This is a genomic window from Bosea sp. ANAM02 (assembly GCF_011764485.1).
Classification (GTDB): domain Bacteria; phylum Pseudomonadota; class Alphaproteobacteria; order Rhizobiales; family Beijerinckiaceae; genus Allobosea.
In genome coordinates, this window is record NZ_AP022848.1 from 3,050,828 (window position 1) to 3,075,210 (window position 24,383).

General features: G+C 64.7%; 22 protein-coding genes and 1 tRNA gene. 4 read left to right on the forward strand and 19 right to left on the reverse strand.

Annotated features, from left to right (window positions below; all coding sequences use genetic code 11):
* Window positions 1–22: 22 nt before the first annotated feature.
* Together OCUBac02_RS14650 and OCUBac02_RS14655 are read right to left on the reverse strand one after the other, a co-directional pair.
* Window positions 23–670, reverse strand: coding sequence for a response regulator transcription factor (locus OCUBac02_RS14650; RefSeq protein WP_173046598.1), 648 nt, complete (start codon window positions 668–670; stop codon window positions 23–25).
* The gene (locus tag OCUBac02_RS14655) at window positions 667–2,247 is read right to left on the reverse strand and encodes a sensor histidine kinase (RefSeq protein WP_173046599.1); all 1,581 of its coding nucleotides are present in this window, start codon (window positions 2,245–2,247) and stop codon (window positions 667–669) included. Before OCUBac02_RS14655 ends, OCUBac02_RS14650 begins: the two co-directional genes overlap by 4 nt.
* A 396-nt stretch (window positions 2,248–2,643) precedes the next feature.
* Here OCUBac02_RS14655 and OCUBac02_RS14660 point away from each other — a divergent pair, with 396 nt between their 5' ends.
* Together OCUBac02_RS14660 and OCUBac02_RS27630 are read left to right on the forward strand one after the other, a co-directional pair.
* Window positions 2,644–3,075: a hypothetical protein gene (locus tag OCUBac02_RS14660; RefSeq protein WP_173046600.1), complete on the forward strand. Its 432-nt coding sequence runs from the start codon at window positions 2,644–2,646 to the stop codon at window positions 3,073–3,075.
* 528 nt (window positions 3,076–3,603) lie between these two features.
* Window positions 3,604–4,065: a toll/interleukin-1 receptor domain-containing protein gene (locus tag OCUBac02_RS27630; protein WP_465247724.1), complete on the forward strand. Its 462-nt coding sequence runs from the start codon at window positions 3,604–3,606 to the stop codon at window positions 4,063–4,065.
* A gap of 27 nt (window positions 4,066–4,092) precedes the next feature.
* On the opposite strand, the gene OCUBac02_RS14670 is transcribed toward OCUBac02_RS27630, so the two are convergent.
* The 8 genes from OCUBac02_RS14670 to OCUBac02_RS14705 form a co-directional block, all read right to left on the reverse strand.
* Window positions 4,093–4,335, reverse strand: a complete 243-nt coding sequence (locus OCUBac02_RS14670) for a hypothetical protein (protein WP_173046601.1) — start codon at window positions 4,333–4,335, stop codon at window positions 4,093–4,095.
* The gene (locus OCUBac02_RS14675) at window positions 4,332–4,706 is read right to left on the reverse strand and encodes a hypothetical protein (RefSeq protein ID WP_173046602.1); all 375 of its coding nucleotides are present in this window, start codon (window positions 4,704–4,706) and stop codon (window positions 4,332–4,334) included. The genes OCUBac02_RS14670 and OCUBac02_RS14675 overlap by 4 nt, the downstream gene beginning before the upstream one ends.
* A 109-nt stretch (window positions 4,707–4,815) precedes the next feature.
* Window positions 4,816–8,421 (reverse strand): hypothetical protein, encoded by a 3,606-nt coding sequence (locus OCUBac02_RS14680; protein ID WP_173046603.1) that lies wholly within the window; start codon window positions 8,419–8,421, stop codon window positions 4,816–4,818.
* 320 nt (window positions 8,422–8,741) lie between these two features.
* On the reverse strand, window positions 8,742–9,512 hold the full coding sequence (locus tag OCUBac02_RS14685) for a virion core protein, T7 gp14 family (RefSeq protein ID WP_173046605.1): 771 nt from the start codon (window positions 9,510–9,512) through the stop codon (window positions 8,742–8,744).
* Between the two features lie 412 nt (window positions 9,513–9,924).
* Window positions 9,925–10,848, reverse strand: a complete 924-nt coding sequence (locus OCUBac02_RS14690) for a hypothetical protein (RefSeq protein ID WP_173046607.1) — start codon at window positions 10,846–10,848, stop codon at window positions 9,925–9,927.
* Window positions 10,849–11,576: 728 nt separating this feature from the next.
* Entirely contained in the window at window positions 11,577–11,891 is a 315-nt protein-coding gene (locus OCUBac02_RS14695; RefSeq protein ID WP_173046609.1) for a MarR family winged helix-turn-helix transcriptional regulator, read from the reverse strand.
* Between the two features lie 133 nt (window positions 11,892–12,024).
* Entirely contained in the window at window positions 12,025–12,255 is a 231-nt protein-coding gene (locus OCUBac02_RS14700; RefSeq protein ID WP_173046611.1) for a hypothetical protein, read from the reverse strand.
* Between the two features lie 335 nt (window positions 12,256–12,590).
* Window positions 12,591–13,232, reverse strand: a complete 642-nt coding sequence (locus tag OCUBac02_RS14705; protein WP_348521632.1) for a recombinase family protein — start codon at window positions 13,230–13,232, stop codon at window positions 12,591–12,593.
* Between the two features lie 305 nt (window positions 13,233–13,537).
* On the opposite strand from OCUBac02_RS14705, the gene OCUBac02_RS14710 reads away from it, so the two are divergent.
* Complete coding sequence (locus OCUBac02_RS14710) at window positions 13,538–14,164, forward strand: DUF6680 family protein (protein ID WP_173046613.1); 627 nt, start codon at window positions 13,538–13,540, stop codon at window positions 14,162–14,164.
* A 46-nt stretch (window positions 14,165–14,210) separates the two neighbouring features.
* Here OCUBac02_RS14710 and OCUBac02_RS14715 read toward each other — a convergent pair whose 3' ends face one another.
* From OCUBac02_RS14715 to OCUBac02_RS14740, 6 genes are all read right to left on the reverse strand, one after another.
* The gene (locus OCUBac02_RS14715; protein WP_173046615.1) at window positions 14,211–15,833 is read right to left on the reverse strand and encodes a site-specific integrase; all 1,623 of its coding nucleotides are present in this window, start codon (window positions 15,831–15,833) and stop codon (window positions 14,211–14,213) included.
* An 85-nt stretch (window positions 15,834–15,918) separates the two neighbouring features.
* Window positions 15,919–15,993, reverse strand: a tRNA-Glu gene (locus OCUBac02_RS14720).
* A 102-nt stretch (window positions 15,994–16,095) separates the two neighbouring features.
* Window positions 16,096–17,922: a single-stranded-DNA-specific exonuclease RecJ gene (gene recJ / locus OCUBac02_RS14725; protein WP_173046617.1), complete on the reverse strand. Its 1,827-nt coding sequence runs from the start codon at window positions 17,920–17,922 to the stop codon at window positions 16,096–16,098.
* A gap of 184 nt (window positions 17,923–18,106) precedes the next feature.
* On the reverse strand, window positions 18,107–19,105 hold the full coding sequence (glpX, locus tag OCUBac02_RS14730; RefSeq protein ID WP_047578866.1) for a class II fructose-bisphosphatase: 999 nt from the start codon (window positions 19,103–19,105) through the stop codon (window positions 18,107–18,109).
* Between the two features lie 41 nt (window positions 19,106–19,146).
* Window positions 19,147–20,499, reverse strand: coding sequence for a homoserine dehydrogenase (locus OCUBac02_RS14735; RefSeq protein WP_173046619.1), 1,353 nt, complete (start codon window positions 20,497–20,499; stop codon window positions 19,147–19,149).
* The gene (locus OCUBac02_RS14740; RefSeq protein WP_173046621.1) at window positions 20,496–21,302 is read right to left on the reverse strand and encodes a helix-turn-helix transcriptional regulator; all 807 of its coding nucleotides are present in this window, start codon (window positions 21,300–21,302) and stop codon (window positions 20,496–20,498) included. The genes OCUBac02_RS14735 and OCUBac02_RS14740 overlap by 4 nt, the downstream gene beginning before the upstream one ends.
* Window positions 21,303–21,368: 66 nt before the next feature.
* Here OCUBac02_RS14740 and OCUBac02_RS14745 point away from each other — a divergent pair, with 66 nt between their 5' ends.
* The gene (locus OCUBac02_RS14745) at window positions 21,369–21,905 is read left to right on the forward strand and encodes a peroxiredoxin-like family protein (RefSeq protein ID WP_173046623.1); all 537 of its coding nucleotides are present in this window, start codon (window positions 21,369–21,371) and stop codon (window positions 21,903–21,905) included.
* Window positions 21,906–21,933: 28 nt separating this feature from the next.
* Here the strand turns inward: OCUBac02_RS14745 and OCUBac02_RS14750 are convergent, their stop codons facing one another.
* The 3 genes from OCUBac02_RS14750 to OCUBac02_RS14760 form a co-directional block, all read right to left on the reverse strand.
* Window positions 21,934–22,365, reverse strand: a complete 432-nt coding sequence (locus OCUBac02_RS14750; RefSeq protein WP_173046625.1) for a hypothetical protein — start codon at window positions 22,363–22,365, stop codon at window positions 21,934–21,936.
* Between the two features lie 183 nt (window positions 22,366–22,548).
* On the reverse strand, window positions 22,549–23,769 hold the full coding sequence (locus OCUBac02_RS14755; RefSeq protein ID WP_047579413.1) for an LL-diaminopimelate aminotransferase: 1,221 nt from the start codon (window positions 23,767–23,769) through the stop codon (window positions 22,549–22,551).
* Between the two features lie 183 nt (window positions 23,770–23,952).
* Entirely contained in the window at window positions 23,953–24,312 is a 360-nt protein-coding gene (locus OCUBac02_RS14760; protein ID WP_047579415.1) for a hypothetical protein, read from the reverse strand.
* Between the last annotated feature and the right edge of the window lie 71 nt (window positions 24,313–24,383).

The following is a 24,383-nucleotide window of genomic DNA, read 5'->3' on the forward strand; positions in this document are numbered from 1 at the left end:
TTTCGATGCGGCGCGGGGGCAATTATACCCCGGTATCGCCCTGCCTGTTCACCGAGCCATCGAGAGCCAGCCGGTCGGCGATCCGCACGAGATCGGCGAGAGAGGTCGCGCGCAGCTTGTGCATGACCTGCGCCCGGTGAACCTTGATCGTGACCTCGCTCAGCCCCAGCGCCTGTGCGATCTGCTTGTTCATCTGGCCGGCAGCGACGAGCGGCATGATTTCCCGCTCCCGCGGCGTCATCGTGGCGACGCGGCCCTGCAGTTCGGCGAGAGCGGCCGCCCTGGCGCGCTCCTGCCGGTTCTGTGCGATGGCGCGGTGGACGCCGTCCAGCAGGTCCTGGTCGCGGAAGGGCTTGGTCAGGAACTCGACGGCACCGGCCTTCATCGCCGCGACCGACATCGGCACATCGCCGTGACCGGTGATGAACACGATCGGCAGCGGCTTCGCCGAGCGACAGAGCTCGCGCTGGAACTCCAGGCCGCTCAGGCCCGGCAGGCGGACATCGAGCACGAGGCAGCCCGGCCGGTCGGGGCGGGTCGCGGCCGCGAAGGCCGGCGCGGTCTCGAAGCAGAGAACCTCATGGCCGACCGAGCGCAACAGGCTCTCCAGCGAGGCGCGCATCGCCGGATCGTCATCGACCACATAAACGGTCGAACCGCTTTCCGTCATGGCGAGGGACTCCCGTCGGTCCGCAGGCCGGCAGCCGCAGGCAGGGTGAACTGGAAGACAGCGCCCCGCGGCCGGTTGTCCGAGGCCCAGAGCCGCCCGCCATGAGCCTCGATCACAGTGCGGCAGAACATCAGGCCCATCCCCATGCCGTTCGGTTTCGTCGTGAAGAAGGGCTCGAATATACGGTCGCGTTCGGCCTCTGCCAAACCGCTCCCATTGTCGGCGATGGCGACGAGAACCTCGCCATAGGGCTGCCTGCGGGAACTCAGCAGCAGCAGGCGCTGCCCCGACGTGGCGCACATCGCATCCACAGCATTGTCGATCAGGTTGCAGAGGACCTGTTCGATCTGGAGGGCGTTGCCGATGACGGCCGGCAACGCGTCCTCGAATGCCGTCTTCACCTCGACGCGGGCGAGCCGGACATCGCCGGCGAGCTGTCGAAGCGTTGCGGCCACCATCCGGTTGAGATCGAGCGGCGCCCGCTCCTGCGTCGGCTGGACGAACATCGCGCGTATGCCGGCGACGATCCGGTTGGCGCGGTGACCGTCCGCGACGATGCGCTCCAGCGCCGCACGTATTTCCACGATTTCGGGCCTCTCGCGGTCGAGCCAGCGCAATCCTGCCGAGGCATTGGTCACCATGCTGGCCAGCGGCTGGTTGACCTCATGGGCGATCGAGGCCGAGAGCGCTTCGATCGCGGTCAGGCGGTTCTGACGGGCCCGGCGTTCCGCGATCTCGGCGCGGGCAAGCCGGGCGTGGACCGTCGTCGCCTCGGAGAGCAGGACCAACAGCACGACACCGGCCGAGATGAGGCCATAGATCCGTCCCGCCCACCAGCCGACGCTCAGCCTGATCGCCGCGCCGAAATAGGAGATGAGGATGATCTCGCTTAGCAGCGTCACGAGCAGGACCATCAGCCAAAGGTCGAGGGTCGTGCGCCTCCGCGCCGCAAGCGCGGCCAGGCCGGCGAGATAGAGTACGATCGCGGCAGCGGGCACATAGGTCCAGAGTCGGGCCACGCTGCGCGCATCGGCCATGAAGGGAGGCAGCTTCGCAGCATTGGTCACGATCAGCAGGCTGCAGGCAAGGGCTGCGATGAGGGTGCCGAAGATGGTACCGACGAGGACGCGCGCGGTGGCGCCGGGCCAGGGGCGCCGGCCGAGCAGCGCGTAGGCGATGACGAAGAGCGGGAAGCTCAGGCGGCGCAGGGCGGCGATCGTTGCGGTGGCCTGCAGGTTCGGCTCCGGCGCGAGCGCCGTGAAGACGCCGGGAAAGGTCAGCGCCCAGGGAATCGCGAGCAGGGCCGAGAACAGGAAGCCGGCCGCGAGAAGCAGGATCGCCCGGGAGCGCTGGACGGCGAACTGCGCGAAGAGCAGTGCCGCCGCGATCAGCTCGATGATGAAGATCGCCGCGGCGTAGGCGGCGACGAAAGGCTCGGTGCCGATCGTGGGTTGACGCGCATAGGGTATGGTCACCACCAGCACGCCGATCAGCAGCGCGATCAGGCCGCCGGCCAGGAGATTCTGGCGCGGCGTCGGCGGGGACGCCAACGGCGAGCGCTCGGCTTGTGCTGTCATCAGCCCTGCCCTTCGTGCCTGCCCCGCAGATCCTTTCGTCGACTGCGAAGCCTTCGCGGTTCCGGGACCCCTCCGCGATACAGCACCGAAAGATGGGCGCAAACAGCTCCGGCGCAGGATGCGGATTCTCCCAAGCTGCTCGGCGCAAGCAAAAGCAGAAATGCGTCGACTCTAAACTTATGAAAGAGCAAGAGTTCCAGCTTTGCAGGTGCTTGGAGGCGCAATGGCGCGGTCTACGGGAAACCGGAGATGCGCTCGCTAAGCATTGAAATCGCTTGTCTTTTTCACTCGCTGGACCGCTCCTTTGTAGATGTCTTTGTAGCGACTGGCAAGCCTCCTCTTTCCCCTACGGCCCGGCGCTTCTAGAATAGATCTCGCGGAAGCTAGGGAGCTATTATGTCCGACGGATCGCAGGCGGAACATTTTGACAAATGGACACGCTATCTCAAAGAAACACGCGCGGCTGCGGAGCCGTGGGAGAAATCCGCGTTAGAGTATCAGAAGTTTGCGGTCGAGTATTCTAAGCTCCTTGTAACGAACCTCTATGTGCTGAACGCGGGCGGGCTAATCTCGCTACCGGCGCTGTCGGCGTTTCTCGGCGTGAACGCTCTGGCTAGGAACGAACGTATGTTTATCCTCGGATGGACGGTTTCGGGCTTCATACTTGGACTTGTTCTAGCGGCCCTCTGCTCGCTCTTCGTATACTTTAACTTTCAAACACACGCGGAACTTGCTCGATTTCAAGGTGAGCAGGATAAGTACGGCGTCGGTATCGTGCTCGGAGTGGTAGGGCAGGATAAGGACGAGAGGGCAAAGGTGCAGGGCTAACTCGCTGTGGAGGTTGCCAAGCTAGGCCGATCGGTCAATCGCACGTTTCGCTTAGCGCATCTCTGTGGATGGCTATCACTGACCGCCTTTCTCGCTTCTGCCGGCTGGCTGGCGACGAACCTGCGATGATGCGTTAACCGCAACTCCTGTCTCGCCGCAAATGAACCTCCATCCCCTTTTCACCCCTCCCTCTTCGGCCCCGTAGCCGGACTACAACCGAGGAGAGAGTTTCCCTGCGTCAGCACTTGTGATTAGCAAGACGCGCGGTATCATCGCCCCATGGCAAGATGCACAGCACCAGTGAACGGTCATCGATCAGCGGCAGCCGCAGCGGATTGTCCCGCGTGTGGTGGCCGCTACGGACGCTTCCGAAGCTACGGCAGCTACGGGTCTTACCCATCGCGATCCGACTAGGGCGGGTCTGGGAGCAGTGGGATTAGTCGGCCGAGCGGCGGCGGCGGGTCCGGAGGGAGCACAAGGCCGCGCTGGTCGCGAGCTGGTTCGTCGGTCATTTACACGCCGGCCGAGGTGCGAACGCTCACTCCTTTTCGCGAAAGCATCGAGAAGCGCCCGCCCCTTCCCGATCTTAGGGACATATTTCTTTGTCACGCTTGGGACGACAGAGGAGGAGCCGCGAAAGACCTACATGACCTGCTAGAAGCACGCGGCGTCAAAGTCTGGTTTAGCGAGAAGGACGTTGTCCTGGGTTCTTCGCTGCTTCGTGAGATCGACAAGGGGCTTGCGAAATCACGCGTTGGCATCGTTTTGGTCACGCCTGCACTGCTTAGAAGGCTCCAGCAGGAGGGTATCGCTGACAAGGAGCTTTCGGTTCTTCTAGCGCGTGACCTACTGGTTCCTATCGTACACAACACGACGTACGATGCCCTGCGCGAAGTCAGCCCTATGCTCGCCTCGCGAAGCGGCCTGAGCACTGCGGAAGGGCCGATGGCGAACGTAGCGGCCAAGCTCGCTGAACTTGTCGCGCCCTAGTTTGACAGCGAAAGACAACGGCGAGCGCTACTGCATCATTCGCCTTGCTTGCTCCGCTTCGTCGTCAATCTCCTCAAGCCTCTTCTGCAAACGCCGCCGTATGCCTGCCATCTCCCTGTTCGCGGCCTCTACGGCCTCTGCTTGGGCCAATAGCCGGCACCCTTCCGGTGACAGCAGCCTGGCCGCGCGAAGAGCTGTGAGCTGCGCCTGAATATGAGCAATAGTGGCCGGATCGTCCTCGGCCTCTGGTATCTTGAGGTCGCCAGTCATAGGGCGCCTCCGACCACTTCGGATACTGCCCTAGCCTCGCCCTTCGTTCCGGCCGTTTTGGCCGTACCCCTCACCCGAGGAACGGGCATCTCGGCTGGAGGGGGCCGATAGTTACCGAACCTAGGGCCGGCAACGTCATTCTCGATCACGGTGAGCTGGGCGGCTGCCTTGATCGTGGAACGTAATGCGATGCCCGCCTCGCGGATATGGCTCATAGTGAGGATCGCATCGGCTTCATGACCGCGTTCCGTAAGGACACGAGCGGCGGAGAGGAACGGGGTTCGTGAGGTCGTGAGAACTTCTTCGCCAAGGCGGGCCTCGTAGAGCTGCCCTTTCGGCTTGATCGTGATGTGTATGGTGTCGGGACGCATTCTTACCCTTGAATGAAAAAAAGCCCCGCCAAGCGAATGCTCAGCGGGGCCGTGAAGGTGCAGTGCGACTGCACCGTGGTGAGTGTTGAGATGGTGCAGCGACTGCACCTTACTGCCGGCGATATTCCGGCAGCTTGATTTGAGCGCCCTTGCGCCTCGCTTCATCAAACGCGAAGTGCAGCGCCGGGACTTCCTGCCGAAGCTCGGCCTTTGCCCGGTCGCGGTACGCCTGCACGATGGTGCGGATGGAGTCGATGCGGGAGCCGTTGCGGTCGTAGTCGCCGTCCGACAGGCCGTTCCGGTAGGTGTCCGACTGGACGAACTCGGAGAGGAACTCCTTGAGCGTCTTGCCATTCACCTGAACGGTCCCCGTCAGTTCCCGGTAGCGGTCGCTGGCGGTGCGCCCCGTGACAGGGCTGCGGTAGTCGGGCGCCGTCAGGTCCACGCCGTCGAGCTTGTCGGGGCTGATCTTGATGCCCGAGTTGTGGAGCATCATCTGCCGGGCCAGCTCGTCGTAAACGTCCCGCTGCGGGGTCCGCTTCCACTCCTCCGTCAACGGCTGAGCGCCGCCGGGATGGACCGTCTGCGTAACCGGGCTGATCCAGTCGGGGCCGAGTGCGGGCGGGATGTACTGCGGCTCTCCGAAGATGTTGCGCTGGGGGTCCAGCGTCTCGGAATAACCGGGCATCTTGCGCCGCATGGCGTCCACGACGGAACGCGCTTCGCGCATCTGCGGATCGCTTCCGATCTGCTGAATGGCGGACGGCACGAAGCCGGCGGCAAGCTGTTTGAGAAACTGCTTCGACTTCCTCTCCGGCTCCGTAAGGGCGCCAAGAGCGGACACGAGACCGGACAGGTAGGACTTGTTGTTCAGGTTCTTAGCGAGGGCCGTGACAACCATCGTCGCCCGCTCCTCTCCATCCTTTTCAGGCCAAGCCCCGATTGTCTCGACGTAATCGGCGGCAAGGCCGAAGAACATCCCGAACGGGTCGAAGCGGTTGTAGGAGGTGTACGTGACGGTGCCGTCCTCGGCCGTGTGCCGGATCGAATAGGGCCGCCAGCCGGTCTGCTCCAGCGCCTTGCGAACCGTGGGGTCCACAGGGCCTCCGCCGGTGATGGTGCCCTCCATCGCGTGGGAGGCCGCAGCGCCCCACAGGACACCGCCCGTCAGGAGCTGGGCCTGCGCCCGCATCTGGGCCTGCTGGCCGTTCCTGCCCATGATGTCGTTGGCGTACTGCTGCCGGAGCATGTTGAGGCCGGGTGTATGGTTCCAAACCTGACGCATGATGTTGGTGGGGGTGCGGACGAACGGCATAATAAGGCGCAATCCGGGATGAGCCGCCGTCGCGCCTTGCATGGTTTCGCCTATGGTCCTGTTGCCGCTCTTTGTTTGGGCAGACAGGTCTTGCGTGAAGGTCGTTTCCCGCGCGAGCGAGAGGGCCTCGACATTCTTCGCGCTGCCGTTCAGGTCAATGGAGTCGTCCAGGCGCTTGGCGACGTGCGCCGCAGCCGCCTTCGGATCACGCCACATCCCCTCAGTGGCCACCTCGCGCCACGCCTGCGCCCGGACTGCCGAGCGGTAGGTGAGCTGCTTGAAGAACTCGTCTTCGGCGGTGAGGAGGCGGGACGGCAGCCGAGCCACATTCCCGAGCCCGTTCACGGTCATGCCGATGACAGGATCGGAGATGCCGTAGTTGAGCGCGGAGATTTCCGCACGGTGCTCCACGGTGCCCCTGCCGGGATCTAGGATCGGGTCGCCCTTCTTGAACGCCTTGTAAGCGAGGGAGACCGCGTCCTTGAACTCGGCCGCGTAGCCCGCGAACGTCAGGGCACCCTCCATGAACTCCGCCCTGCCCTGCGGGCTGTCGAAGTGCAGTGCTCCGGCGATGATGCGCTCGCTCGGGATGAAGGCCGCGTTGACGGCATTCGAGAGGATGTTGACGAGGTGCGTCTTGGGGCCCGACAGAATGGAGTTGATCCAGTATTCGTTGACGGACCCGAGCACCTTGTTGAGGAGGCCGCCTCGGGTTTCCTGAAGGTTGCCCTTCACGTTCTCCGCGTTGGTCGCGATGCGCCGGGCCACCTTCTGCATCGCCCGCTCGCCGCCCGCGAAGATGTCGTCCACGTTGGTGGGGAGGACGCCCTTGCGGACATCCGCCGTCAGCTTCATGGCGTTCATGGTGCGGGCGAAGTTGGTCTGGATGCCCTTGTACATGAGCTGCATGTTGGCCATCAGCTCGTAGTGCTTGGCGAAGTCGGCGTAGGCTTCGGCCCGCGAACCGTACTTCCCGATGCCCCCGAAAGGGTTGGCAACGACATTGCTGATCTGCACGAGGCGGTCATTCACGGTCACGAGCATGTCCCGGTAGAGCTTCAGCTCGGCGTCCGCGTGGAAGGTCTCCTTGTGGATCGCCTGCATACGCTGAACGAGGAGGCGCGGGTCATCCCCGATCAGGTCCGCCAGCGCGTCGGCGTTGCGCTCGACGTTGGCCCACGAGCGGACGCCCTCGGCGTTACCGCCCACGGCCTTGGCCGCCTGCTCCCGGTAGACCACGCGCAAGGCTGACATCGTGGCGTTGATGTCCTCGGCGCTCTCCATCAGGTCCGTTCGGATGCCGGAGATGTTACGCCCCTGCCCCCACGTCTTCTCGTTGATGGACGCCTCGGCAATCTGCCGCAGCTCGTCGTCGCCCACCTCCACCAGCTTCTTCGCCGGCTTGAACTCGGCGTTGTCGGCCGTGGGCTTCTTAGGCGGAATGTCCGCCGCCATGTCACCCGGCTTCACGTCCCCGTGGGCATCCCCGAAGGTTTCCCTCGGGCTGTCCGGCCGGGGCCCGCCGCCCTCCAGATTGAGGCTCGCCTGCTCGGGCTCCTTCGGTGCAGTCGCTGCACCTTCGCCCTCGGCCGCCTTGGCTTCAGCCTTGGCCTCCGCCTCGGGCATGTCGCGGATCGGCGCATCGTCAACCTTCACGCCCGCCTTCTCGGCATCGTTGAGGGCCTTCAAGGCGCCATCCATGTCCCCTGCCCGCTTGAGCTTGATGGCACGGATACCGTGCAACATGCTGTCCACGAGGCCGCCGAGAGCGAGGCCCTCAAGGGCGTTCTTCAGCCGGCCCTCCGCCTTCCCGTCTTCCGGGCTGGCCGAGAGGTATTCCGTCACGGGGTTCTGAAGGGTCGGGAACTGCTCGATCAGGTTCGAGAACCGCTCCTCGTGGGGATCGAACGCGGTCGCGTCGGCAATCGCGCCCTTGATAGCGCCCTGCACAACTGCGCCGCCCATGGTTGCGGCCTTCGCCACGCCCACAGCCTCCAGCGCCTTGCCGCCGACGACGAAGCCGGTAAGGAACTGCGACACGCCGCCTACGAGGGTTCCCGTCACGGACTGCGGCTTGTCCGGCATCCACCCTTCAGAGAACTTCAGGGCGTTGGTCTGGGGCGCCTCGCGGCCGAGAATGAGCTTGTCGAGATCGATGACGTTCTTGTTCAGCCAGCTCGCGATGTCGAACGTGGTATCGGACATGGCGTTGATGCCCTGCTGGGCGCCACGAAGGACTTGAGGGACCGCCTCCGTCGCGCCCGTTCCGACATCGGATGCGACCGCCCCCACCGTGGAGGAGGCACGCTCCAGCCACGAGGGGTCCGTCTCTTCCATCGCAAGGAAACTCTGCCGGAGCGCCTCCGCTTGCTGAAGTTCTTCCGGCGTCAAATCTGCCATTGTTGATTGCCTTGGTTGGGGAAATGAAAAACCCCGCCAAGCGGGTGCTTAGCGGGGCGGGCAATGGGTGCAGTCGCTATTGCGAAGATAGCGCCTGCATCAGCGGGCGGAGTACGGTTCCGCTGGGGTCTTTAGCGACAACCTTACCGTTGACCTTGACGCAATGAACGCCGGTCTGAAGTCGTTCAACGGTTACTATCTTGCCGTCTTCGGAACTGGCGGATGCGTCGGGCGCCCCACTGACTGCGATGAGGTGGTTGTACATTGTTTTTCCTGTTTGATGGATGCTGACCGCGAGTGCAGTGACTGCACCGGCGGCATCATTTGAATGTGAATGCTTGTTTGACGCTCTGGCCCGACCACGAAGCATAGTTGGACATACCCGTGGTGACGGCTCCGACGACGTTCGCCACCATCGCGCCCCTATTCGGGCCCGCTACGGGAGCCGCTGGCTGGACCGGAGAAACAGGTGAAGGCGGCTGGATCGGGGCCATTGGCTGGAACGTCTGGATCGGCAGATTGTAGAGCTGCTGGTCCGCGCTCGCCTTCAGCCCGAGAGCTTCAAGATTGAGCTGCCGCGCGGTGGCGGAGCGGTTGAGTTGGAGGATCGTCTCGTTGTCGCCTCCCTCTCGGGAGATGTCATTGAGGAGCTGCTCTACGCTGGAGCCTTCCACCCCTCGGGCATCTGCGGAGACACGCGCCTTCGCCTGTGCGGCGACGACGGATTTCTCGTTAGAGACCGACTGAAAGGTGGTGGCCATGTTCTCTTCGACGGCCCGCTGAAGCAGGGTCGCGTACTGCGCGAAGAGGTTCTTCTGGATGGACTCGGACGCCTTCGTGACGACGCGGTCCTGTCGCTGGAACTCGCTACGCTGATATTCGAGCTGCTTGTGCCCGTGGTCCACCTCCTGCTGGTAGACAACGTTCTGATACTGGATCAGCTCGGCCCGGTACTTCTCCTGCTGGGCCTCAACCTTGGCGTTGTAAGCTCGCTGCTCCCACGCCTGCTTGTTCTGGGCGCCGAAGCCGATCACCTGTCCAGCGATGCTCGCGCCGGTCGAGATGATCGCAGCGGCTGCGGCTACGCACATTAGCGGTCCCCCTCAAGTGAACGGCAGATATTGCGTAGCGCTGCGGCGAGAGGCTGCGTTTTGGTAGACTCACGCATGCTCGCGAGCCGGTTACGCTCAGCCCGCTTTTCGTGAGACCGAAGGCGCCGCTCCTCCTCTTCTGTCGTCCGGCTAACGTGAACGTATGCCTGATGCGTCGTATCCCAAACGACTAGGCCGCGCCGCCGCGCCTGACCAAGCGACAACATCACCCTATCGAAACCAAATGGCCTCTTCTCGGCGTGGTCGCTAATGTCCCAGAATGTCCTTTCCAATGTCCTCGCCGGAGCGCCTGCCGACTGCACGCGGGACAGCGGATGGGGTCGATATGGAGGCAGCGGCGGGAGGGGAACGCGTAGAGGTGCAGTCACTCCACCGACATGCTTGGCATTCATCAGCGAAGCCTCACGATGCCTTGAGACACCGCCATGCGCCACGGCATCTCGCCCATGCCGGGGACCTTCAGCAGAACCCTACCGCCCGACAGGCGGGCCGTGATGTTGGAACCGAAGTTGGCCGTGAGGATGCGCTCGGGGTCGATGGTATCGAGGGTCTCGAAATACATCTGGGCCAAACCACGATAACCTTCCACGCTGCCATGGGTGAGATGCTGAGCGCGGGCCTTCTTGAGGGCCTCGGGCTTGGCCTGCTTGGCCCAAGCGTCGAAACCGTCGATGTCATCGATACCGAAGCGAGCGACACTCTTCATTCGCTGGTCGTCCAGGGCATCGGCGTAGGCGGCGAGATTGTCTCGGGCCTGATCGGGCGTGATCATGAGGTGACTGGCGATCCGATTGACCGCCGCATCAGTCAGGGTCCCCCGTTCAAGATAATCGGAATACGCGCCCGCCAGTTCTGTACCCGGCACGCGGTCCCGAAGGACAGATTGGAAGGTGAAGGCGGAGCGGGCCAGAGGCGCCGGAGCAACACCGGGATCGTCCACCGGCGCGGCATGTGCCTTCGTTGCGCCCGGATTGATCCCGAGGAACTGTTCCTGCGTCTTCCCGGTCTCGGCGCCCCGTTCGACCAAGGCCCCTGTAGCGGGGTGGCGATGTAGAATGCCAAGCTGGATAGCGTTGGCCACGGTGGTCTGGACTCCCATGACGGTGACGATGTCGCCCGGCCCAGCATTGAAGGGGTCAACGGGACGCCCTGAACGGGTCTGAAGCGTCTCGATAGGCGAGCCGACAGAGGGGTCAACAAAGGTGCCGGAATGGACCGCACCGCCGCCGATGGTGGTTGTTGCGGCGACGGACTGACCCTGTGGGATAATGGGCGACGGTTCGATCGCGAACTGAGAGTAGTGTGTAGCTGTCATGATGGTAGCTGCTAAAGGGGCCTGTGACGGCCCGTGAAGGTGTGTCGGGGATAGCGCCGGATCGGCTTGGCGATCAGGTTGTCCCGGCGAAGGTCGAGATTGTTGCCGTTGCGGGTATGGACCCGGTGCCCGGCAGGGGAGTTAAGCAGGAGGCGAGCGACTGTCCGTGTGCTGCCACTGCGGGAGCCGACGACAACAGACCGCCCATTCCAGCACCATGAGCCTGAAATCCCACGGGCAATCAGGCTGTCATAGTCCTCGGCATAGATCATGACGGAGACGCCGACATTCGGGAGCGGTACGCGATAGACGTAACGGCCCCTGTCATCGGTCCCCGGAAGGGGTGTACGATCAGGGGTAGGAGTGGGCATGAGGGGTTACTTGGCTTTCTCTTTATCTCACTGATGAAGGACAGATGGTAAAAGGCAGACACCCCGCATCAGCGGTCATCGCTGGCTCGGCTGTCCTCTGGAGTTAAGGTGGCGGGTAATGGGGATGGGACGTCCGTCGACCCGTCGTCGGGCTTCCAACATCCGGCCGCCACATCAAAACCTAAGTGAGATGTTGAATGGGGATGTATGTGATGTGGGAGAGTTAGGGGAACACTAGAGTGAAACCTCATAGTTCCCCTTAATATAACCCTAGATACATGATCCGGGGCATAGGGATTGGGGTCTCTCCTTAAGGTGGCGGGTAAATAAGTGCAGTCTCACTGCACCCGCTCAGCCTCAAAGAAACCCGGTTATCTCCTCCACGAAAGCCTTTCCGGCTGCCGTGAGGTGCAGCTCGCTCAGCCTTCGGTCTTGCAGCATCGTGCTTGCGCGGACGAGGCCCCGCCCCTTGCGTTCTCCCAGCGAGTCCACATGGCGGGAGATGCACGATTTGCTCAGCCCGGTCTCAACGCACACGGCGCTCTGGTTGATGCCGGGATGCCGGGCAACCGTCAGGAGCACGTGCGCCTCTAGAAGCGACATCTCCGGGGTGAGTTGCCGCAGTTCGCGGACAAGGCGCACGGCCTTGGTGATGGATGTTGATTGCTGCATGTTGCCTATAACGAAGTTAGGCGGCCCGCTGCGGTGCAGTCTCACTGCACCAAGCGAAGCACGCCGGTAAAAACAAAAAGGAGCCCGCAAGGGGCTCCCGGTGACGATGCTAGGGGTGTGGCTGGCGCACTGTTCATCCCGCCCGCAAAGATCGCGGGAGGAATGATGCCAGCATGGCGAGCGGCGCGAGGATCGGAAGTGCAATGGCGCGATCCGCAACCAGCTCCCACCGGCCGAGCCAAGCCGTCGCTCCCAATCCGTCTACATCGGCGCCGACGCCGTGATTGGTCGTCCAGCGGCCGGCAGTGGCGCCGCCGAGCAGAGGAAGCGAGATGGCGCCGAAGCGGGAAAGGCGGGTGGTCATGAGGTATCCCCGGAGGCCGGCGGGCAGATGATTTCGCCCGGCGAATGAAGCGGCCTGCGGATGTCATGCCTTGGCGGAGTCTGGGCCGTCCAATGACACTTTTGACTCGATTTGGCCGGATCGAGTCATGGCGCTGATGGGTTGTCTTATGGAGAATATCTCCATTGCGGGACACGCTGCCGAGCGCCGCCAGTGGCGGGCAGCTAGGGTAGTAGCGGGGGGAGACGTAACGGGCCTGTAGGGTGGACACCCCGCCACGGGAAAGGGCCGCTCAAAGGCACATGAATGCCCCGGCGGCCCTCTCTCTTACGGTGGCAGATAATGTCCAGGCGGGCTCAACCGCGCAGAGGCTGGATTGCGTCCAGCTCGGCAGGCGACCGCCCCGTCAATGTTGATAGGATGCGATAGACGCTTGCCCGACCTATGCCGAGGCGCCCCGCGATCTCAGTCGCACCCATCCCCTGATAGTGAAGCTCAGCCACATCGGAAGCCTTCGCGCGGGCAGTCGGCGCCCGGCCCTTATATTTGCCGGCAGCCTTCGCCGCCGCGATCCCGGCTCGCTGGCGTTCCAACATCAGGTCGCGCTCAAACTCTGCCATGCCGGCCAGCACCGTGAGCGTGAGCTTCCCGGTTGGGGCCGTCGTGTCGATGCCGAGCGAGACAATGCGGACTTCGCAGCCCTTCGCCTGCACAGACTTTACGGTCGAAAGCAGGTCGATGGCAGAGCGTGCTATGCGATCCGGCTTGGTCACAACGAGCACATCGCCCGGCCGGACAAAGTCGATAGCCTCGCGGAGCTTGGGCCGCTCGTTATCAACGCCTGATCCATGCTCCTCAAAGATGCGCTCGCAGCCGAGACGCGACAGCTCGGCCACCTGATCGGCCAAGCCTGCGGTTTGTTCTGCCGTTGACGTTCTCGCGTAGCCGACAAGCACCTGCACCTCCATTGTCTCAATAGGCTCATTAATGTTGAGCAAAGGATGTCTCAAAAATCAAGCGCCATTTGTATGAGACTACTGAGGGAGTCGCATGAGACGCCTCGCACGGGCCTGCCCTGTGAGACGTCGCCGTGCCCTTCACCGGAGCCCCTTAACGTTTCCCTAGCCGGCCAACACTGGAGGCCCAACCGGGGCATGGGGGGATTTTCGGGCCAGCCTCCCCGTGAGAACCCTCTCGGATTTTAGCGCCGGATATCCGGATCAGCGGCGCCATTTCAAAGTTCCTGTGCACACCGCAAAGCGGTGCTGATGAACTCACGACAAAGGTGCCGTAGCTTCGGCACATGCAGTTCCTGTCCACCATCGAAGTCAAAGACTGGCTCATGATCTCCGCGACGATCTTGGGGCCGATCCTTGCAGTACAGGCACAAAAAGCCATCGAGCGATGGAGGTCGCGTAGAGAGGCGAAACTCCGCATTTTCTATGTGCTTATGGCCAATCGAGCGACACAGCTCGCTCCTGAGCATGTCCACGCATTAAACCAGATAGATCTTGAGTTTTTGCCCGCCCCTTTTTGGTTGGCGCCATGGCAATACAATAAAGACAAAGCCGTAACCTCGGCCTGGGCGCTTTATTCGCAAACGCTCAATAAGGACACAACAAATATAACTGAAGCTGAGTTCGTCTCTTGGCGCGATCGATGCAATGATCTTTTCTATGATTTGCTTCACAAGATTTCATTGAACCTCGGCTTTCATTTCGACAGAGCCCAGCTTTCCAAAGGCGCCTATCATCCGACCGGCCATTGGCACCGTGAACGCCTGCAAAACATGGTTCTTGAAGGGGCGGCGAAGGTCCTTTGGGGTGAGCAGGAGCTGAAGATGGCTGTTACCGCCCTCCCCGAGGCACCGGAGGCTGCGCCACACCTAGCGCGTCCGACCCGGACTAAGCCCGAGCGCGATAAGGCATAGTTTGAGTGCCGGCATCGAACCCAAGGCAGGAGGGGCGCTCTTGCGGCTACACCGGCTTCGCTGTCTTCTCCAGCGAATACCGGGGAAACCGCTTCATCTCCGCAGCCAAGTCCTCAACTGTCGGCGTCTCGTAGTCGTCCCCAACGTCACTCGATGAGTGCCCGCACATGCCGAACCGGATGCGCCTCTCTATCTTCGCCCGCGCCGCCTGCCGCTTGAACGTGTGCCGCCAAGCGTGGTTCGGGGAGATACCGGGGTCATTGACTCCAAGGTCGCGGACCCAATCTGCCAGCTTCTCTCGGGATTTCACCCAAGGGGCCTTTTTGGGGTCCGTAACGTCTACCGTCTTCGCCCGCTGAGCGGCCGGATCGTAGAACAGAGGGCCGCTGCCGGCTTTCCTGACGAAGTCAACGAAGCCCTGCTCAATCAGATGCTCATGCAGCGGGACGGTGCGGGCCTTGCCGCCCTTCACGGCGCCGGCCTCGGGCGTGATCTTGACGAGCCAATACCCATCCTTGTGCCGCGTCAGGTCGCCCCCTCGAAGTTGCGTCATCTCGCCGGGGCGGCTGCCTGTATAGGCGCAGAGCCACGGGACCCACCGCCGAGCGGCAGCGTTGTAGTGCGCCATCTGAGCGGGAGGCTTGGCCAAGGTGCCCCGGAGAATGGTCTTCCACTCCTCTTCCGTGAACTCCCTCTCACGAACTTTTGGGGCAGCCTTCGGGACAGCGACACGGACGCCATCAAATGGGTTTGCGGCGATCTTTTTGTTATCCAGCGCCCAACCGAATACGACACGCGCCGACCGTAGCCAGATGCCGTTGACGACGACAGCCGACCGCTCGGGGGTCACAAGCGTTCCCTTCCAATCAAGCACGTCCTCAGCGCTGATCTCCGCGATATCACGCCCCGTGAAGCGGGCATCCAATGCTTTGAAGACCGCCCGCCAGCGGTTGACCGTCGATGCCGCCGGCCTCCGCTCCTTCACCCATGCCTCAAAGACCGTCCAGCATGTCATGCCGGCCGAGGCGCGGGACTTGAACTCTGGGAACTTCGCTTCTCGTTTGCTGGGCGAATAATCGCCCTGGCTGCGGCGACGCAGGGCAGCAAGGGCAGCACTGTATTCCGGCTCTAGCGCACCAAGGAAGCGCTCCATTCCCTCCGCGTTGAGCGCAAGGTTCTTCGCGGCGAGGAACGTGGACACCCGCGCCAGCTCCATCAGCACGCTCCGCAAGTGACGGCGGACGTTAGGATGGTCCTGCAAAGACTCCTCACCCGCTTCCTCGGCCCCGGCAAAGCGCGTCCGGGCGTCCTCCCATTGGCTATGCTCAATGTCCCAATCGTCAGCCCTCCCCGGCTCCTCTTCGTGCCGGGAGATGAACCAGCCGTACCACTGACCTGCCAATCCGTGGGCTTCGCGGAAGGACAACGAGACGCCGCCGCCTGTCGCCTGCGCCATGAGGCGTTCGATACGCGACGTGATTTCAGCGTCCCAATCGCGCAGCTCAATCTTAGCCTGCCCCATAGGCAGAGATGCGGGCCGCCTAAAGCGCTCCTCTTGGGAGACGCCGAACGCTGCCTTGTAGGCCGCTCTTACCGACTCAGGGATACCTTTGCGGGCGAACCAATCGCCGTTTTTAGCGCGGGTTAGGGAAGTCATCGCAACAGCCATTTGTAGCGCCCTTTGTAGCGGAAGGGCGAGCGGAAGCCATTGGAGACCAATAACTTCTTTCAGATCAAGCGCTTAAATGCTGTGGTGGCGCGGTCTACGGGAATCGAACCCGTCTTCCCAGCGTGAAAGGCTGGTGTCCTAACCGATAGACGAAGACCGCTTTGCCGCGAACCGGTGCGGTTCGTGCCGAAGCGGGGCGAGGTATAGTGGCAGGCCTGCCGCTCCGCAAGCACCCGTTCACAAGAAAATAGCCGGCGGCGCGTCAGACCGGCCGGGCGAGATCGAGGATGCGCAATTCCGCCGTCTCCCGGCCGCCCCAGCGATTCAGCGAGAGCGTCGCCGCGAGATGCACCATCTCGCCGCGCGCGGCGAACAGGGCCTGGCCGAGCGGCTCCTGCGCCGCCCGGAAAGCGATTCCCCCGATGCTGGCGCCGTCGCCCGAGCGCAGCTTGATGCGGACATGGCCGCCGGAGCCGATCTCGATCGCATCGGTCAGGCGATGCGCCGGGAAGACGAAGACCGGCTCGGGACTGCCCGAACCGAAAGGACCGGCCTTGTCGATCTCGGCGAGGAGACGCGGCGTGGCACCACCGGCGCTCAGCGCGGCATCGACGAGCAGCGCCTCGGCATCGCCGGCCGCATCGACCTCGCGCTGCAAATGCGTGTTGAGAAAGGCATGGAAAGCGTCGGCTTGGCCGGCCGCGAGCGTCACGCCGGCCGCCATCGCATGTCCCCCGCCCTTGACCGCATGGCCGGCCTCGACGGCGGCGCGCACGGCGCGGCCGAGATCGACGCCTGCGATCGAGCGGCCGGAGCCGGTCGCGCCGCCCTCCCCGTTCAGCGCCAGCGCGAAAGCCGGGCGGCGGAAACGCTCCTTCAACCGGGCCGCGACCAGCCCGACGATGCCGGGGTGCCAGTCGGCGCTGCCGGCGAGCAGGACCGGCAGCTCGGCCATGCCGGCGAGCTCATGCTCGGCCTGCGAGACCGCCTCCAGCACCGCGAGACGCTCGATCTCCTGCCGCTCCTGATTGAGGCGGTTGAGCTCGGCCGCGATGCTGCGCGCCTCGACCTCGTCATCGGTCAGGAGCAGGCGCGCGCCGAGCGCGGCATCGCCGATGCGCCCCCCGGCATTGATGCGCGGGCCGAGCAGGAAGCCGAGATGCCAGGGCTGGATCGGCCCGTCGAGACCGGAGACGTCCATCAGCGCGGCAAGGCCGGGCCGGGCGCGGCTGCGCATCATCGCCAACCCCTGCCGGACGAAGGCACGGTTGAGCCCCTGCAAGGGCACGACATCGGCCACCGTCGCCAGGGCGACGACATCAAGCATCGCCAGCAGGTCAGGCTCGCTGCCGCGCGCGACCCAATGGCCCTGCCGGCGCAGCGTCCGGCTGGTCGCGACCAGCGCAAGGAAAACGACGCCAGCGGCGCAGAGATGGCCGAGGCCCGAGAGATCGTCCTGCCGGTTCGGGTTGACCAACGCCTCGACCGCCGGCAGCCGCTCCGGCGCCTGATGGTGGTCGAGCACCACGACATCCAGGCCGAGCCGGCGCGCCTCCGCCAAAGGTTCCTCGCTGGTCGTGCCGCAATCGACGGTGACGAGCAGGGTCGCGCCCTCGCCCGCCAGCATGCGGATCGCCTCGCTATTGGGGCCGTAGCCCTCGATCAGGCGATCGGGGATATGGATGCGCGGGCGGGCACCGGCCTGGGTCAGGAATCCGGCCAGCAGAGCCGAGGAGCAGGCGCCGTCGACGTCGTAGTCGCCGAAAATGGCGACGCGCTCGCCTTTGATGCCGGCCTGTGCCAGGCGGGCGGCGGCGGCTTCCATGTCGGTGAGGACGGCGGGGTCGGGCAGCAGGTCGCGCAGCTTCGGTTCGAGGAAGAGCGCGGCCTCCGCGGGCTCGACGCCGCGCGAGGCGAGCAGGCGCGAGAGGATGTCGGAGAGCCCCTCGCGCTGGGAAAGTGCCTCGGCCCGGCCGAGGCCTGCCGTATCGAGGCGATCGCGCCAGGGACGGCCGAGGGCCGAACGGCTCACGCCGAGGAAAACACGGGACTGCTGCACCAGACTCATCGTGCCAACGGCGTCGCCCATAGCGGGCGCAAGGTCAACAAGCGTCGCACTTGCAGCGTGGGCGCGGTCGGATAGGCAAGCCGTTGTAACGCCGTCATGCTCGGGCTTGACCCGAGCATCTCGTGACGATGGAGGCTGCGGCGCCTCTTCCGGCCTGAGATTCTCGGGTCAAGCCCGAGAATGACGGCTGGACAGCGGGCTCTGCTCAGTCGAGCTGGAACTTCGAGAGTTCGCGGTGCTCGCCGTAGATGCGGCGGACCGTGCCGGTGATCGAGCGATAGACCAGCGTCTCGGTCTCGATCACGTCCTTGCCGAAGCGCACGCCCGAGAGCATGCCGCCATCGGTGACGCCGGTGGCGCAGACGATGACGTCGCCGGAGGCCATTTCCGACATGTCGTATTTCTTGTTGGGGTCCTTGACGCCCATGCCGGCCGCACGCACGCGCTTCTCCTCGGTGTCGAGGATGAGGCGGCCCTGCATCTGGCCGCCGACGCAGCGCAGAGCGGCAGCCGCGAGAACGCCTTCCGGCGCACCGCCGATGCCGAGATAGAGGTCGATGCCGGTCTTCTCGGGCTGGGTGCAGAAGATCACGCCGGCGACATCGCCGTCGGTGATCAGGCGGATCGAGCAGCCGGTCTTGCGGACCTCCTCGATCAGCTTGGCATGGCGCGGGCGGTCCATGATCAGCGTCGAGATCTCGCTCGGCTTCACGCCCTTGGCCTTCGCGAGTGCGGCGATGTTGTCGGCCGGCGAGGCGTCGAGATCGATGATGCCCTGCGGATAGCCGGGGCCGATCGCGATCTTGTCCATGTAGACGTCGGGGGCATAGAGCAGGCTGCCGGCGCCGGCCATCGCCATCACGGCGATCGACCCCGGCATGTCCTTGGCGCAAAGCGTGGTGCCCTCGAGCGGATCGACCGCGATATGCACCTTCGGCCCCTGCTTGTTGCCGACCTTCTCGCCGATGAAGAGCATCGGCGCCTCGTCGCGCTCGCCCTCGCCGATGACGATCTCGCCGTCGATCGGCAGGCGGTTCAGTTCACGGCGCATCGCGTCGACCGCGGCCTGGTCGGCCGCCTTCTCGTTGCCGTGGCCGCGCCAGCGGGCGGCGGAGACGGCCGCGCGCTCGGTGACGCGCACGAGCTCCATCGAGAGATAGCGCTCGATGATCTGGTCGGGGGAGATGCGGAGATCGACGGACATGAAAAGAGTCCCCTTGCAATGAGTTTGGCAGGTATGGCCGGTCAGGCCTGTTCCCGCTCTATGCGGATGACTTGCGGCGGTTCCGCGACATGGCCGTCGGCGGTGACCTTTTCGAGCGCGGCGCGGATGGCGCTCTCGCTGGTGGCATAGGTGATGAGCACGACCGGGACCGGCGCGCCCGAGCGGCCGCCGGGATCGCGGATAGCGGCCTCGGGCGAGCGGCGCTGGACTATGCTCTCCAGCGAGATGTCGGCCTCCGCCATGCGGGTCGCGATCGCCGCGGCGGCACCCGGACGGTCGGCAACGGCGAGGCGGACATAGTAGCCGCCCTCGTGGCGCTGCATCGGGGCGCGCTTGGGCTCTTCCAGGCGCGCGACCGGCAGGCCGAAGGGCAGGCCGGCCGTGCCGCGCGCGACATCGGCGATGTCGGCGACGACGGCCGAGGCCGTGGGGTCGCCGCCGGCGCCCGGGCCGACCAGCGTGATCTCGCGGACCGCGTCCGCATCGACCGAAACGGCGTTGAGCACGCCCATCACCTGCGCGATCGCGGAGGATTTCGGCACCATGGTCGGGTGCACGCGCTGCTCGATGCCGGTCTTGGTGCGCTCGGCCACGCCGAGCAGCTTGATGCGGTAGCCGAGATCGTCAGCCATCTTCAGGTCGAGCGGCGTGATCGTCGAAATGCCTTCGACATGAATCGCTTCGGCGTCGATCTTCGTACCGAAGGCGAGGCTCGTCAGGATCGCGAGCTTATGGGCGGTGTCGAAGCCCTCGACGTCGAAGGTCGGGTCCGCTTCGGCATAGCCGAGGCGCTGGGCGTCCTTCAGGCAGGCCTCGAAGGTCAGGCCCTCCTGCTCCATCCGCGAGAGGATGTAGTTGCAGGTGCCGTTGAGGATGCCGGAGATGCGGCCGACATTGTTGCCGGCCAGCGCCTCGCGCAGCGTCTTCACCACGGGGATGCCGCCGGCCGAAGAGGCCTCGAAGGCGAGCGCCACGCCCTTGCTCTCGGCGAGATCGGCGAGCGCCACGCCATGGGCCGCAAGCAGCGCCTTGTTGGCGGTGACGACATGCTTGCCGGCCGACAGGGCGGCCTCGACGGCCGCCTTGGCGGGGCCGTCCGAGCCGCCGATCAGTTCGACGAAGCAGTCGATCTCGTCCGATTTCGCCAGCGCGACGGGATCGTCGAACCAGGAGAGCCCGCCAACATCGATGCCGCGATCGCGATTGCGGTCGCGCGCCGAGACCGCGGTGACGCGGATCGTACGGCCGCAGCGCGCCGCCAGCGCATTCTCCTGCCGGCGCAGGATGCGCAAGGTGGAGGCGCCGACCGTGCCGAGGCCGGCAAGGCCGATGCGCAGGGGCTGGGAGGCATTCGGGAGGGCAGCGCTGGTCATGGGCGCGGGGTCGCACGCGGCGCGATGCGAGTCAACGAGGAAGCCGCGCCGCGCCCGACGGATGCCCGTGCGGCCGCCGGAGCGCTGCCGAAATGGCGCGCATAGGCGCGTGAGAAGGCCGCGGCGCTGCCGTACCCGACCTGGCGCGCAACCGTCTTGATCATCCCGCCCCGGGCAAGCGCCCGGCGTCCAAGGGCCAGGCGCCAGCCGTTTAGATAGGCAATCGGGGGCGTGCCGACGGTCCCGGCGAACAGCGTCATGAAGCGCGTGCGGGACAGGCCGGCCAGCGCCGCGAGATCGCCGGCCTGCCAGTTTCGCTGCGGCTGCTCATGGATCGCGACGAGAGCGGGATAGATGTTGGGATGCGCGAGACCGGCGAGCAGACCGGCATCGGCCGCGCCTGCCTCGATCGCATGCCGCAGAACCATGAGCAGGATGAGGCGGCCGAGATAGTCGATGGCCAGCGGCGCGCCGCAGCGGCCGGTCTCCAGTTCGGCCATGAAATTCTCGGCAACCGCGGACAGCGCCGTTCCCGCGGCCAGCGGCACCACCAGCGGATCGGGCATGGCCCGCATCAGGGGATTGGCGCTGCCCTCGAAATCGATCCGCGCCGCGGCGCTGACGACGGAAACCACGTCGCGGGCACGGGCGCCGAGTGCGATGGCGGGCACACCGTCGGCGGCGAGACCGATCACCATGTTGGCGGGCTCGTCCCCCGCGGGGCGCAGCGGAACGACCGAAAGCGAGAACAAGCGAAAGAAGACGGACAGCCGGTCGCGCGACGATGCTGAACTTTCAATCATGTTTTCCGGACCATCCATGATCCCAAATCTGACAATCTCCGCTGCACCAGGCAAGAGGAGTTCGCCATGCTTTATCCCCGCCAAGCCGCCCCCACGCTCCGTGTCGACACGGTCGCGCATGGTCCGTTCGATCTCGCGGCCGAGAAGCCCGAGCGGTTCACGCTGGTCTGCTATTATCGCGGCCTGCATTGCCCGATCTGCGCGACCTATCTGAAGGAGCTGGAACGTCTCGTGCCCGATTTCGCCCGGCGCGGGGTCGAGACGATCGCCGTCAGCAGCGACGCGGCGGATCGCGCCCGGCAGATGGCCGACAAGATCGACGCTTCCGGCCTGCGCATCGGCTATGGGCTCGACCTCGCCAGCGCGCGCGAATGGGGGCTGTACGTCTCCGCATCACGCGGCAAGACGTCGATCGGCATCGAGGAGCCCGCCCTGTTCTCGGAGCCGGGCGTCTTCCTCATACGTACCGACGGCACGATCTACTACGCGTCGGTCCAGTCGATGCCCTTCGCGCGACCGGCCTTTTCCGAGTTGCTGCAGGCGCTCGATTTCGCGATCAAGAACGATTACCCGGCGCGCGGCGAATATACCGGCCCGGTCTGATCGACCGCATCGGAGCGCGTCGCCGGCCTCAGCCGAAATGGCAGACGACCTCGGCTGCGACGCGCTTCACCTTGTCATCCTCGAAGCCGAGATAGATGCGCAGCAGATTGGTGCCGAAGGCGGTCGCCTTGATGGTGTGCAGGGCCTCGATCGTCGTTCCTTGCGAAACGGTGCTGTTCTCGACGGCAGGGGTCCAGAACCAGGGTCTGGGCGGATCGATCGTGACTTCCGAGAGGATGCGCTCGGCATCGGCCCGGCCGGTTCCGACCGGGATGTAGCGCAGAACGATGTCCGTCGCGTCGCGGGCGCATTCGCGGCCATTGGTGACGGCCAGAACGTCCGAGACCAGGGCCGAGCGCGTCTGCGGGATGCGCCCCTTCGAATAGTCGTAGGTCGCGACGAGGCAGATCAGCGCGAAGACGGCGAAAGCGACGCCGAGCAGGCGGCCTTTTCGGGACATGGGAGCGAGCCTCGGGCGCGATGCGGAGCGATCCGTCCGCATCGCATCGGTTCCCATGTTTTGCGGGCGCGGTCCAGAGCCAAGGATGTCGCTGCCCCTGATCAGCTCACGCCGTCATCCCGGGTCTACGCTTCGCTCCGCCCGGGATGACCGCCGCCTATTATCTGGAGGCTAAAGGCCGCCCTACCCCGCCTTCGGCATCTGGATGACGTTGTGCAGCGTGGTTTCGGCGCCCTTGAGGAAACGGCCGATATTGCGCGCGGCCTGGCGGATGCGCTGCTCGTTCTCGACGATGGCGATGCGGACGAAGTCGTCGCCATGCTCGCCGAAGCCGATGCCCGGCGCGACCGCGACCTCGGCCTTCTCGATCAGCAGCTTCGAGAATTCCAGCGAGCCGAGATGGCGGAACTTCTCGGGTATCGCGACCCAGGCGAACATCGAGGCCTCCGGTGCCGGAAACTCCCAGCCGGCCTTGCCGAAGCTCTCGACCAGCGCGTCGCGGCGCTTGCGGTAGGTCTCGCGCATCTCGCGGATGCAGTCGTCGGGGCCATTCAGCGCCGCGCTGGCTGCGACCTGGATCGGCGTGAAGGCGCCGTAGTCGAGATAGGATTTCACCCGCGCCAGCGCCGCCAGCAGGCGCTCGTTGCCGACGGCGAAGCCCATGCGCCAGCCGGCCATCGAGAAGGTCTTCGACATCGAGGTGAACTCGACCGCGACATCGATCGCGCCCGGCACCTGCAGCATCGAGGGCGGCGGATTCCTCTCGTCGAAATAGACCTCGGCATAGGCGAGGTCCGAGAGCAGGATCAGATCGTGCTTCTTCGCGAAGGCGACGAGATCCCGGTAGAAATCGAGCGAGGCGACATAGGCCGTCGGATTGGCCGGGTAGCAGGTCACGAGCGCGATCGGCTTCGGCACCGAGTGGGTCATCGCCCGCTCCAGCGCCGGGAACATCGCCGGCGTCGGCTCGGCCGGGACGGAGCGAATCACGCCGCCCGCCATCAGGAAGCCGAAGGCGTGGATCGGGTAGCTCGGATTCGGCACCAGCACGACGTCGCCCGGCCCGGTGATGGCCTGCGCCATGTTGGCGAAGCCCTCCTTCGAGCCCAGCGTCGCGACCACCTGCGTGTCGGGGTTCAGCTTCACGCCGAAGCGGCGCTCGTAATAATTCGCCTGGGCGCGACGCAGGCCCCCGATGCCCTTGGAGGCGGAGTAGCGGTCGGTGCGCGGCTTGCCGGCGGTTTCGACAAGTTTCTCGACGACATGCCTGGGTGCCGGCAGGTCGGGATTGCCCATGCCGAGATCGATGATGTCGACGCCCTTGGCGCGCTCGGCGGCCTTGATCTTGTTGACCTGTTCGAAAACGTAGGGAGGCAGGCGCTTGATACGGTGAAAATCGGTCATCTCGAACAGGTCCTCGGCCGCCCACGGGCGGTGTCATGTTTTCGCCGGGATCACATCCTTGCGTCGAGGGTGCTTAGCATCGCATCTTTCGTCATGACAGAGACAATGACGCAATATTTTGCGATTCGCAGAGCAGGCCTATCGATCCGCGGGGGCGCCACCCTGCCGGCAGCGGGTCCTTGCTCAGTTCTGCGGAATCTTCGCCGGTTCCGGCGGCGGCGTCGCGCCGAGCGCCTTGGCGGTGGTGCCGGCGGCCTCATTGGCCTTCTGCTTGGCATCCAGCGCAGCCTCGATCTTCTTATAGTCCTCGACCGGCTTGCGCGGCGCGGCGCGTGTCACACTCGACCCGACAGGAACGTATTCGAGCTCGGCCGGGCGGGCCTCCCGGACGAAAGCCTTCGATTCCTGCGGGGTTGTCGCCAGGCCCGCAGCCTCGGCAACGCCCTTGAAGCCCTCGTCGCTGCCGCAACCGGCAAGTGCCGCACCGGCCACGACCAGCGCCGGAATCAGGAGCAGCTTCTTCGCGGAGATCTCAGTCGGCATCGTTGCGTCCAGCGGTTGTCGATTTAGCTTGGTAAAGCACACAGGCTGCGTCCTTAATAGGACCAAAATGG